The 12,182-nt window shown below is 51.8% G+C and carries 8 protein-coding genes and 3 pseudogenes; all 11 read right to left on the reverse strand.

What is annotated here, in order from left to right; genetic code table 11:
• On the reverse strand, nt 1-1,599 hold the full coding sequence (gene tssA / locus FJW00_RS03125; RefSeq protein ID WP_140923040.1) for a type VI secretion system protein TssA: 1,599 nt from the start codon (nt 1,597-1,599) through the stop codon (nt 1-3).
• Nucleotides 1,599-5,015, reverse strand: coding sequence for an ImcF-related family protein (locus tag FJW00_RS03130; protein ID WP_140923041.1), 3,417 nt, complete (start codon nt 5,013-5,015; stop codon nt 1,599-1,601). Before FJW00_RS03130 ends, tssA begins: the two co-directional genes overlap by 1 nt.
• A 5-nt stretch (nt 5,016-5,020) precedes the next feature.
• Nucleotides 5,021-6,457, reverse strand: a complete 1,437-nt coding sequence (locus FJW00_RS03135; RefSeq protein WP_140923042.1) for a KPHS_23130 family T6SS system protein — start codon at nt 6,455-6,457, stop codon at nt 5,021-5,023.
• On the reverse strand, nt 6,457-6,720 hold the full coding sequence (locus FJW00_RS03140; RefSeq protein ID WP_140923043.1) for a PAAR domain-containing protein: 264 nt from the start codon (nt 6,718-6,720) through the stop codon (nt 6,457-6,459). The genes FJW00_RS03135 and FJW00_RS03140 overlap by 1 nt, the downstream gene beginning before the upstream one ends.
• Nucleotides 6,721-7,132: 412 nt before the next feature.
• Complete coding sequence (locus FJW00_RS03150; protein WP_258317007.1) at nt 7,133-7,873, reverse strand: T6SS immunity protein Tli3 family protein; 741 nt, start codon at nt 7,871-7,873, stop codon at nt 7,133-7,135.
• A complete protein-coding gene (locus FJW00_RS22490; RefSeq protein WP_258317008.1) occupies nt 7,819-8,187 on the reverse strand; it encodes a T6SS immunity protein Tli3 family protein in 369 nt (122 codons plus the stop codon). The genes FJW00_RS03150 and FJW00_RS22490 overlap by 55 nt, the downstream gene beginning before the upstream one ends.
• Nucleotide 8,188: 1 nt before the next feature.
• Nucleotides 8,189-8,585: pseudogene (locus FJW00_RS22495) on the reverse strand (hypothetical protein); the annotation flags it as partial.
• Nucleotides 8,586-8,666: 81 nt separating this feature from the next.
• A pseudogene (locus FJW00_RS22790) lies at nt 8,667-9,400 on the reverse strand (T6SS immunity protein Tli3 family protein).
• A gap of 31 nt (nt 9,401-9,431) precedes the next feature.
• A pseudogene (locus tag FJW00_RS03165) lies at nt 9,432-9,929 on the reverse strand (DUF2345 domain-containing protein); the annotation flags it as partial.
• Between the two features lie 66 nt (nt 9,930-9,995).
• Nucleotides 9,996-11,930, reverse strand: coding sequence for a T6SS effector phospholipase Tle3 domain-containing protein (locus FJW00_RS03170; RefSeq protein WP_181405339.1), 1,935 nt, complete (start codon nt 11,928-11,930; stop codon nt 9,996-9,998).
• On the reverse strand, nt 11,923-12,182 hold a 260-nt coding region (locus tag FJW00_RS22435; protein WP_219994840.1), incomplete at its 5' end, for a hypothetical protein. The genes FJW00_RS22435 and FJW00_RS03170, both read right to left, overlap by 8 nt.

Here is a 12,182-nt window from a genome sequence, read left to right on the forward strand (position 1 = left end):
TTACCCGCAAAGTACTGCACTGCTGGCTGGATCGAGCGCAATCAGCCCTGCAAGAAGCTGGTCCATCTCTGGCTGTAACCGTGATTTATCGGTTTCACTGCGTGTGGCTTTCATGCGCAGAAGTCTGAGGCGGCGTGATTTCACTTCAAACAGCAGTGCCGGCGTCCACTGCGTGAGGGTAATGGACTGTGCGGCACTATCGAGCTCACCCAGCAGATGCAGGGCCAGTTCATTTTTGCCCTTCTGCTCTGCTACGCGGGCCATCAACAGACGCAGCAACCATTTGTCTTTTGTGGTGTCAGTGCCCGGGCGGGTCTGCAGCCAGTTAAGTGTGGCATCCAGACCGTCACTATCCGCTTTATCCAGCGCTTCCGGCTCAAGAGACAGAATATCGTTATCTGTCTCACCGACGGCGCTGACTGGCTCATCCCGCCAGCCGGACATATCGTCCAGTACGCTCTGGTTTATCCAGTTCAGGGTCACTTCATCGGCAAACGGCGTTCCGTCATTAAAGGCCAGGGTTTCAAGCCCGGTAAGGCGGCGCAGCAACCCTTTCAGGTCTGCGGTGATGATGTCGGCCAGTACATCCTGCCCTGATTTCATCAGGGCCTGGTGGATATACCACTGTAAATCCAGCCAGAGGTGATTGGCACCGCGCGAGAAGGTATTGTCCGCCTGTTCCAGAATCTCCAGCCAGCTCTGCTGGAGATATAGCCGTTTGAGCATGGCCCGCTGGTCAGCCCGTGGCGGTTCGATGCGCGTTTTCCCCTCAGCATCCGGGGCCGGAATAGTGTTCAGCGTGTCATGACGCAGACTCTTCATCAGCCGATGCGCCGCAAGCCAGCCACCGGGCTGTTCACGCAGATACCCTGTCAGGATGCGCGCCTGAGCCAGTAAATCCTGACCAGAGGTAATGCGGCTCAGTATCGGCGCGTCAGGCTCTGTCGCGTGTAAGGTCTGTGACTGACTCTTGTTACTGACATTCTGAGGTACCACGGCATCCACACCCCCGGCCTTCATCAGGCGGGATTCCAGCGCGCTGTACAGAGCATTCAGTGCCGGCCGTGACGCCTCCGGCTCTCTCTCCAGGCTGTCCGTAATGAGCAACAGCGCCCCGGCGGTACGCTGTGCATCCTCGCGGACGACCTCCGGATACAATGACAGACTGTCCAGAACACGGGTGCCGCCGAGCCATTCGAGCGCGGCCCTGCGGCTGCGATCCCGCTGCGGGTGAAGCTGCATGCCGAAGCGCTGCAGTAATCCCGCCAGCAGTTCAAGCCCTTCGGCAAAGCCAGCCTCGCCATCCTGGTGCAGGCGCGCCCAGCAGTAATACGTGGCCACCCGGATATCTTTCGCCCCGGTGATCAGTAACTTTTCGGCAAGCGTACATATCAGCCCGGTATCGATCCCGGTGAGCTTATTGACCTCTTCGCGGATACGCTGAAAATCATCATCATATCCCGGGTCTTCACCGGTCAGACTGCTGCCACTTACCGGCGCAAGCCAGGGCTGCCAGTTTTTTGTGCGTGCCTGTGCCTGTTGACGCAGCTGAGTTTCGTCTGCCTGACAGGCGGTAACCAGATTCTGCAGTGTGCTCATTATTCGACACCCTCCCTGTCACTGTTTCCGGTACTGGCCATCAGCGCCTGCGCGGTGGCCGCACTGTCGACACTGAATATCTGATCGGGCAGCGTGAAACCGCGAAGGTCCAGCAGTGCCAGCGGACCTTTGCCGAGTTGTGAGCGCAGCACCCACTGCAAAGTGCGACTGTCCGGGGCGGTAAAGCTCATCATCCACTGGCTGCGGTCAAGCTGCCGGCGTTTGCCCTGGTCCAGCCAGCGAATAAAGCCCCAGGTCCCGCTGTAATCCCCGAACAGGCGCGCTCCGGCGTTGACCGTAGTCCAGGTCAGCATCGTCCCCGGCCTGTAAGTCTCTCCCGGCCAGCGGAAACTCTGCCAGTCGGCCATCTGGTTGAAGTAATGCAGCTTTTGCCCATCAATGGTCAACTGCGTCTCCACCACCTGCGGTACAGGACGCGCCTGCAGCTCAAAGCTGATGCCCTGGCTGCCATCGGTAAACAGAATGTCCGACAGCTGGCTCAGCTGGTTAACCGCACGCAGGAAGGCCGGGTTGAAGCTCAGGCCCTGGCTGTTAATCTTATCCGGCACCCACTGGCTGCCCTCTTTGTGCAGCACACCGCTGAGCTCCGTCGCCAGGAAGCGCTCAATACGTCCGCTATCCTTACGCACGAATTCAGCCAGCATCGGCAGGGAGGCATCACTTTTACTCGCAGTAAACGGGAAGCGCCCGTCAAAGGCGGTGCGCCAGTTTGCGACAACGGAACGACTCCACTTATCGTTCAGGCTGGCTGCGGAGGGCTGAAGCACGGTCTCCCAGGCCTGGGTCAGCGGCTGCACAAACATCGTGTTGCCAAAACCACTCCACTCTTCACCCAGGCTGGCGGAAATCAGGCTGCCATACTGTTGGGTGTCAGTAAGATCCACGCTTTTACCCTGAAATACCGTCTGCGCCAGGGTCTGCATCATCTCCAGCGGATCAGAGGCGCTGGCCACCTGTTGCAGACGCAGACGCACGCGGGTGATACGGGTCAGCCAGGTCTGCAGGCTCAGAGAATTGTCAGCGGACATGACGTTGCTGCTTTTGTTTTTACCCAGCAGCTGAAGCAGCGGGCCAAAGGTTTCATCCAGCGGACCCTGCGGGCCTGCCGCCGACTGGTCAATCGCCGGTTTATCTTTGCCGCCCACCAGCTCTTTAGCCGACTGGATGATCGAGTCCGACAGACCTTCGCGTTGCTGACCGGTCTGTCCCTGCCAGGCGAGCGTATTCATCAGGGCAATCAGTGGCGACTGACGGACATCACTCATCAGCGTCAGCTGGTCGGTGACGTCGGCGATATTGTTTGCCGGGTTCCAGTGCAGACTGTTAAGGAAACTCAGCCAGCGACCAGCAAAGTCGGTGAAGTACCTTTGCGTCAGACGGGCTTTCAGGGCTTCCGGCGACAGATCGGCTGAAACTGCTTTATGGGAATCGCTCAGCACCCAGTCGATTTCATCCCGGCGGGAATTTGCCGCTTTTTCGATAGCGGGCTGAATGCCCCCCTCCCAGGCCTGGCGAGTGAACATGCCCGGCACCACATCTTCAGTCGTGAACAGACGACGGGCATCGGTACCGCCGGTCATGTCCTCCAGAGAGAGATCGGCGAAGTTACGCCGCACGGATTTGAGCATGTTCTGGTACAGCGTGCTTTCAGCATTACGCCGTCCAATCTGCTGCAACAGGACCTGGCGGCTCTGGCTCACCAGCTGCGCATCCGGCGTGATTTTCCACTGTGGCTGCTCTGGCAGTTCGGAGATATAGAACGCCCACAAATCCGGCGACAGGCTTTGCCACAGGCCGGCTGAAATACCTATCCGCGCCGGCTGCACGGTTTTCATAGCCTGCGCATAAAAGGCACCATCGGCTTTATCCGGACGAGCCATCATCAGCCAGGCTTTAAGCTGGTCATACCCCGGTTTAGCAAGCGCAGCGCGCTGGTCACTGTTGGGGGCTGAATTTGCCAGCGCACTGAGTTTCTGCATCAGCGCCTGATTCGCCGGGTCGCGTATCAGGCGGTTGTTTGCCACGCCGTACCAGGGCAGCATCGCGTCAAGCAGTTGCGGGTTATGGTCCAGACCAAAGCGCTGATACCAGGGTGCGCCGTCTTCAATACGGTGCTTCAGGCGGCCGGCGTCATTACGCAACGTATGCAGCGCCGTGAGCTGGTCATCCGAAACAGAAAGATGTTCTGCCAGGACATGCGCCTGCCCGGCAACAGAAACGATCTGCTGACGGTTGACCGCGAAAGACAGCAGCGTTCCCGCGCCCCAGATACCGATAAGGGCCATCAGCGCCCAGGCAATCGTCTGTTCCCATGCCATACCGACCCGGCGGCCACGAACACGGACGCAGTCATCCACGATGCCCTGCCAGGTTGCTGGCAGGGTCAAGGCGTGACCCTGTGATTCGGGGATATATTTCTCAGCGTCGGCAGATGCAACAGCTTCACCCTCAAACGTTTCAGCAGGTTTATACTCCGGCAGGCTGAACATCAGGCCACGCAGCGGAATGCGCTGCTGGGAGGCTGCCAGCCATGGCACCAGCTGCTGAGCCCAGCGGGCGATACCGCCGTCTTTCAGGTGCTGACCCAGGCGCAGCAGGAAGTCGTGGCCGTTGTTCTCAGCGACCTGACTCATTCCCTGGTTTCGCAGGGTTGGCAGCATCCGTTCAAGCTGGCGGGTAATGTCGTCAGGCTGGGCACGCAGCGGGAAAGTAGCCCCAACCGTCTGTTCATTACGTTTTGCCTGCGACCAGGTGCTGTCGCACAACTGCCATAAATAAACCGGGGCAGAATAACGCAACAGTTCGCTGATTTTTTCCAGACCGCGTAGATCGTTGTCGCTGATTTGCGGGGTAAGATTAAACGACTGCGGCATAATCCGGATAATCCCGTCCAGCGGACGTCCGCGGCGCAGTTTACGCAGCGCGGTATATTTTTCTTTGTCAGGCTCAGCAATCAGACTGCCGCCATAAATCAGCACGGTACGGTTGCCTTCAAGCCACTGCTCCTGTTGCAGGCCGGGCACCAGTTGTTCGATTGCCGCCTCATCGCCGGTGACCAGCAGCAGGCGGACTTTATGCCACCAGAGGAGCGAGTGACGTCTCCTGAGATGCATGCTTAGTGCTGCAAGATCATATTGATCCGACGCTATTTCTTCGTTGTGATTGTTTTCGCCATGAGGCGTAACAGGAGAAGGATTCTGCTGCCTGGACAACGTAAAAAATACCAGGGTGCATAATGTGGCAGTCAGAGTGATGAAACCTGCCAGTACGTACCAGAAATTATTGTCACCACTACTGGCGGGCAATTGCGTTGTTTGTGCAAAAACAAAGAGTATCATCAGCAGGACTACCATAATGAGTAGTCCAGCTCCCAGTGGCTTTGAAACCTTTTTCATACCGGTTATTCCTTTCCGGAGTGTATTGCAACCCTGATAAATTCCGGGCGCTGAAGACGGGCTGTAATTCGTCTCAGCAAAATGGCCAGCCCGGGTAATGTCACTATCAGTGACAGCAGAAGAAAAGTGATCCCAGACCAGGAAAATGCTGTTGAAGGAAAATAGTGGATCATCAGGCTGTACAGCCCGGCATTGAGCAGTAATGCCATCAGGACAGACCCTCCGGGGAAGGGTGGCTGAATAACGAAATGATCATGCACGATTGCGGGTGCGGCGTTTTCGAGCATCACAGCCCAGGCATCATTTTCACTCTCAAGAAGAAGCCACTGGCTGGCGGGGCCATAAGAAGCCATCTCAGCCGCAGCGCCAATCATTGCCCAGCCAGCAAGACCGCCATACCGGGTACATGCAGTGTCATAGTCAATGACACCGCCATTGCCAATGCTATCGTAAAGTGGAACTGACAGATCACTCAGCACCCTGCTCACTGACTGACGTGGCCCATCTGACAAGCCACTGTGCCAGACAAGGTATTTTTTACCCACCGATTGCTGTGCCATATCCTGAAACTCACCAAGTTCAGCCGAAAGTGTGCTGGCGTTCAGTGGCATTGCCCTGAATAAGCGTAATGCGTTTTTCAGCTCTCCCGGATTCAACATTGATGGCGGCATCAAAAATAACGCGCTGGCAAATTCCGGTAATGTATCGTCAGGCTGGCGGAAGTACATTGCCAGTACCAGTACCGGTTGCGTTCTTGCTCCCACAAACTGATTCCAGTCACCAAAGGACGAGTTCGTATCCTGAAAATGAACCTCTGCTTTCCAGGCGGGTAAACCCGCTGTCCAGATTCGATGGAATGACTGAGATTCACGATTTTTATCGCTACCGTTGGTCTGAACAATAATCTGGAGTGAGCCGGAAGGATATCGCCGCCGAATCGAAGGCGTTATCTGAGCTATAAGATGACAAAGTAACTGCTCAAAACGTGAAATACCGGGTGTAAGGGGATTGTCCGGCAGCAGCGTCAAAGGGGGTGTGTCCGTACTGTCCCTTTCCTGGGTATCTATATGTGCAAGACGTGACAGCAATCCCGCATCTGCTGCGATGAAAACATGACTGAGAATCACAAGATGCTGATGTGCGCGCAGGCGCCATTTCAGACGCATATTCCGGCACCACTCATTCCAGTTCCAGACACGAATCGCCAGTGTTTCCCACCAAAGACTATAAACCGCGATGGCTGCCGAAATACCCGTAAATGTCTGTGTCGTCAGTGGTAACCAGACCCCACTTCTCAATGACGGTAACCCTGTGGTCGGTGATTTCAGTACAGCAACAAGCAGCCCAGTGAAAAGCCCGAGACAAACAATCAACAGACAAATCCACGGTGACCAGGAGGGTGCCTGCTCTTTTTCAGACACCTCCGGCAGAGACCATCCCATCAGCCCACCTCCATATCCTGCATACTTGCGATGACGCTCGCCCCACACTGTGTTTTACAGTTATGCAAAACGATCCCGCGCCCGTTTTCCTCATACGCAGAAACATCGCATTCAATAATTTTGTTTGTGCCGTGCATCGGACAACTGACGGTATCATTCAAAAGTGCGACATTTTTACCGGATATATCAAAACTGGATGAGGCAGATGTGACTTTGCCTCCATGCGTAGTGGCATCTCCTAAAACAACAACGTTTCTCTCCACTTTCCATTCCCTTGTTTATAATTAACCACTTCATTTAACATTACAAAATTCTCTAAATATTAAAATCAGCATAAAATACACTCATGCCTTATTTGCATTCCTGTAAGCAGGTAGCTTACTTTACGCTTTATTAAATTCATCAGTGACTGTATCTCGGCTGATTAAATCAGGCTCAGGCGCTTTGTCGGGTATTGCACTGAAGATATAGGGATACTGAGCCTGCACCCAGTCCGCTTTTCGCCGTAAATCGGACATAAATTCTTTATCCCAGATTGCAACGCAACACCCAAGTAAATGTGCTGGTAAGTCGCAACCACCTCTGATTTGGCAATTTTTATGAGAAGGGAACGAATGCCAGTACGGATGCCCATTAGCATAACGCCTACATTCAAGCTCTCGAACAGGCCCGGTGTTATTGACCATTTTTTACAACCTCCTTTCTCCCATTCGACTCAGTTGTATAAGTAATAGTTTTAGCTTCAATGTCTTTATTACATATATATTTAGCATCAATGCTTTGCGTTGAAATTCTTGGGAATTTAAGCCTGTCACTATACACCTCATCTTCGATTCTAATGCGAATCTCGGACAATTCATTTGCAATTTCATTACTTTCATCATGTGTTTTTGGAGGCGTTGTTGACCTAGTATAATCGAATATATGAAAGTGAGGTCCATACTCGTTTGCATAAGGCATTTTCTTTCTTATCAACTCTTCCTTAACCAAGTCATACGTTTTTCTCTGCCAATCATCGTACACATTTATTAACTTATCTTCAGCGACTCTAAATTTGTTCACTGAATGAAGATCATTATAAACCCATGGACGAGAATATAAATTCTCTGCTTCTGATTCGTCTCTCAGATAAACCCCATCACTGGCCACCACCACTTTGAGTTTATTGAATCGTTCAGGGGTGTTGTACTCCTCAGCTATGATTTTATGTATAAAGGTTTTCCCATAATCTGCTGAAAAGAAGAAAAAAACTGGACAGCCTCGTTCTGAAGTACCACTTCCGCAATATTGCCTGGTAGATGCGCCTGGGAATGCCAGATAACCATTATCCGCTCCATTAATAATAGACCCTTGGTAAGCTGCTAAATTATTCCCACGCCGATATGAGAAATCACAATAATCGCCATCCCATCCCATCCCAGGAGTGTTCTTATCCCCCGCCCAGTGTCATTGTAATAAACCTGGCCGCCTTTATCGCAGGATATATAATTTTCCAGCGTCAGATATCGATTATTATCTATGCGATAAATAATTTGAGCCGGAGCATCCGTTTCAACTTTTCGTGACTCTTCTGTCTGCTGAGAGCCACTCATTCCCCCCAGGCCGACTCCAAAACTGGCCCCCATCGTTGCGCCGCCTAAAAACCGGAGTCCTTTATAAATGGCATACAGGAGTATTCCAACAATGGCTATAATTGTCAGGACTTTTCTGTCTGACTGATTCCATCTCATCTTAATTCGCCTTAACCAAGCTGATAATCATATCGTCGATAACATCAGAAGAATTGAGTGACGTTGCTCCAGAAGCATCTGTAATACCGGAGACAACGGAACCATCTGGCATAGTTATTTTGTACCGCCTTACCTGGTATAGGTTCTTTTGTCAGTGCATTTCTTATAATAAATTTTTCATCAAACGTTGACGGCTCAAACGACTTCATCACACCCTGCATACTGCCGGAGCCCGCCTTCCTGATTCCGCTGTTCTTTATAAGCAGCCTGCCCGGGCCGCCTATCTCAACGTTTCCGCCCTGAACCTGAATATCTATATCGTGTTGCGAACTGTACAGTTTTGTCCCTTCCCGACTGTACAGGCTGAGTCGTTTACCGGCCGCCAGTGTAAAGTCCTTCAGCAATAGGTGGATGGGGTTCCATTATCCGTCGAGTGGATATCAACTTTTCGAGTTAGCTCTGACAGTTCGTTAATCATTTTATAGCCCCACTGGTTCAAGCTTTCTATCACATTGCATTTTTATCTGTTGCACGTTAGATATATCATCAATAGGTAACTCCTTCTGATATTCTGGCCCCGTCACTCCGGGATAAGCAAGATTAGCAATATTTGTTGCTGGACTAAAAGTCCATTTTAATACATAACCATCGCCTACAATTCTTTCAACACCTGAAAATTCAATCAAATAAAATCCATCATTAGTTACAAGCATGTCGTAGTATTTTGTATCACCATTCGGATCTTGTGTATTTGAACCGTACGTGACTAAGCGTACTTTTTTCCCGCCATCCGTTGTCACCGCAATGATATTCAGACACCCTTTATCGGTTCCAATACATGTGGCATTGTTATTATTTCTCGTTACCGGAAAACCAGATAATCATCCCGACTCGACAACCAGAACATTCGTCCTTTGAATAAATAACCAGACGAAGGTGATATCATGACATGAATCCCTTTCGCTTTGTTGTTATAGAAGGTTTTCCCGTTTTCACAGCGGGTATATTCCTCTAGCGTAAAGTAACGGTTATCATCAATTCGATAAATAATCTGCGGCGGGCCATATGCCTCAGGTTGCTTTTTTTTCTTTTCCGGCTCATTATGCGTATCACTCATTGCAGAAACAGGATTTACAAAGGCAACACCTCCACCATTAGGCCCCGCAACACAGCCGCTCAGAAAAAACGCAACATATAAAAAGCAGAACCGCATAATCAAATTTATCACAACCCTGTTCCTTTCCTTATTTTTTCAATACGTTCTTCAGTCCATTAACCGCTTTTGACATTATTAATGATGAATTTCCTGAGCTATCTGTGACACCTGAAAAAATTTTTCCATCCGGCATGTGAATTTCATAATTCTGATTTGCCAGCGGCTTATCTGAAACAGGATGGATAATGACGAATTTCTCATCAAACATTGACGGCTCAAACGACTTCATCACTCCCTGCATACTGCCGGAGCCCGCCTTCCTGATTCCGCTGTTCTTTATAAGCAGCCTGCACGGGCCACCTATCTCAACGTTTCCGCCGCTGATTCTGATGTAGCCACCACCGCATATCAGCGTCAGCTCATCCTGTGCCGTCACGACCATCTTCCGGCCGCTCGAGATATGCGTGTCCTCTGTGGACCAGGCCATGATATTTCCGCCCTGAGCCTGAATATCTATATCATGTTGCGAACTGTACAGTTTTGCCCCTTCCCGGCTGTACAGGCTGAGTCGTTTACCGGCCGCCAGCGGGCGATAAATAAACGTCTGGGAAGGGGCAAGCCACCTTATCAGTGGGTTAACATCCGATTCCTGTTAATGACCACCCTGCCGGAGTTCCATTTTCTTCATTTCGGCCATTTCTTCCGGCCCGATTCCCCCGGCACTCTCGGCATCCACCTCGGCAGGCCTGCTGTATTGTGGGTGCCTGCCGGTGTGGAAATAGGTGTCTGAATACTGCCAGTCCGCCATCCGGCGTAGCTTCTCGAGGAAGCTTTTATCGTTTGAGCTTTCACAGATTCCCACCGGCAGGTCATAGGCCACAACACGACTCATAAATCTTGTGTTTAATGGCAGTGAACTGTGATCACTGGGCTGGGAGACAAACATCCGCAGCCGTGCATCCTTTTCCGCACGGGTTTCACGGCGGCGATTCTGCCGCTCATCTTTTGCATTCTGCGGATACCAGCCCATCGTTCCCTTGTCCGTCACCCACTGCTCCGGGTACAACGAGGCATACCAGCGGAAGGTATCGTCATGCCAGGTTTTCTGCCCCGTTTCTCCTATAGAATATTGACCCCAGCCGTAGCCTTCCTCGCCTGTATTTTTTTCATTCTCTTTCTGTAATCCCACGCGGGTGCCGTCAAATCCGACCATCTCTTTAACCGTAATCGGTTCGGGAACCTTTTCACCGTTGATATACAGCGTCTGTCCAGGCGGCGGCGCTTCATAGATACCAAACTGTCCGCCATCGTCCCAGAACGGTGATCCCGCCAGCGGCAAACGACCGAAGGGGGTATCCCGCCGTGGTGTATCCCCGCAGGGCGTTTCACGAGCCATCATCCGCTGAAATAAGTGCCCCTGGTAGGTGGTTAGTAGCTGGTTAGGCGTCCCTGCTACATCGTTGGGCAAGCCCTGCCAGCCAATACTCAGCAGTGCGCTCATTCCCATCACCCGGTCATGGGCATTACAGTAAATCCAGGTCCTGCCGTGATTATCCCGCTCAGGAATCTCGTTATTGACCATACCGGTGGGTTTCCAGCTCCGGCCATCAGCATCCACGCCAACCACCAGGCGGCTGTAGTCAGCTTCTGAGAGGTGCCCGGCCTGTTTCGCCACCTTTTCCACAATCGTGCCAAACGTCTTCTGCCGCGCTTTCGTGGAAATACACTCCGCAAAAGGATACGAAAACCGATCCATGGTTTTGTGTTCCATGGCATAGGGCGAGTTCATCACAAACAGGGCATCCGGCGCCTTATCCGCCAGCAGTGTTGCAGCCATCGCAACTATCGTGCCCTGACTGTGCGAAATCAGCGTCACCGTATCTTTCGGGTAAGTGTTGCGGATAGTATCTAGCAAATCCGCCAGTCGCCGGGCGGCATGAGCGTAATAATGGCGGGCAGGCGCATTGGCCAGCAGGCGATCCAGCTCAGAGTTAACAAACTGGACGCTGAACGGGATCGGCGTCTGTTTCAGCCATTTACTGAAGCCCTGGTCGCTCCACAGCGATACCAGCTGGTTGCAGCCGTTCTGAAACGGGCCGCCGCCCCAGTACCAGGGGCCACGGGCTGCGATTTGCGCATCAGGCAGCTTCTGGTATTTTTTCAGGTCGTGGTAATCATCACCCGCCAGGTTACGCAGCGGAATCTGGTAATGCTCTTCAGTACCTGGCTCAGCACTGTATCCCCAGTAAAAGCGAATAACCGGAGAACGACTGGCGTCAGGGTTCGCGATTTCCCGAAGTTGTATTTTACCTGTCTGATATTTATTTGGGATCAACCACATATTTTCTGGCAAAGTTAATCTTTCATTTAAGCCTAAACATAAACTCTGTTCTGCGGCATCATACCACTCACCTTCAGAGTTAACCCCATGAACAAAAATAATTAGCCCCGGAAGTTGAACTGGGTGATAACAGGCGGAGCGTACTTTAATATTTTTATGCGAACACATCCCCTGCCAGCTTGGTTTACCATTATCATCCATACTCATCGGGGCATCACGTAAGGGTTCAGATTGTGGATTATTCATGATGAGGGATCCTTGTGGCATCAGCAGCATAAACCTGTTCAGGCGTTACGCTGACCTTAGTGGGCCTGATTGACATATTGCAGGCAAAATGTATAGCTCCGGAAGGCGTATTCACTTTTGGCCAGTCTTTATCTTCAACGGCATGATAATCGCTTAAGGCTCCATTATAGGAGTTTACTGATGTTGACCGTAAGTTATACACATACCCCACGATGTGCTGTTTACGTGGACTTCCTGATGCTGACCACAAAT

The sequence above is a fragment of the Pantoea anthophila genome (assembly GCF_006494375.1).
Taxonomy (GTDB): domain Bacteria; phylum Pseudomonadota; class Gammaproteobacteria; order Enterobacterales; family Enterobacteriaceae; genus Pantoea; species Pantoea anthophila.

Coding starts and splice junctions, on each gene's coding strand:
- tssA (WP_140923040.1), bottom strand. CDS start 1,599: ATGAGCACACTGCAGAATCTGGTTACCGCCTGTCAGGCAGACGAAACT.
- FJW00_RS03130 (WP_140923041.1), bottom strand. CDS start 5,015: ATGAAAAAGGTTTCAAAGCCACTGGGAGCTGGACTACTCATTATGGTA.
- FJW00_RS03135 (WP_140923042.1), bottom strand. CDS start 6,457: ATGGGATGGTCTCTGCCGGAGGTGTCTGAAAAAGAGCAGGCACCCTCC.
- FJW00_RS03150 (WP_258317007.1), bottom strand. CDS start 7,873: ATGGGATGGGATGGCGATTATTGTGATTTCTCATATCGGCGTGGGAAT.
- FJW00_RS22490 (WP_258317008.1), bottom strand. CDS start 8,187: ATGAGATGGAATCAGTCAGACAGAAAAGTCCTGACAATTATAGCCATT.
- FJW00_RS03170 (WP_181405339.1), bottom strand. CDS start 11,930: ATGAATAATCCACAATCTGAACCCTTACGTGATGCCCCGATGAGTATG.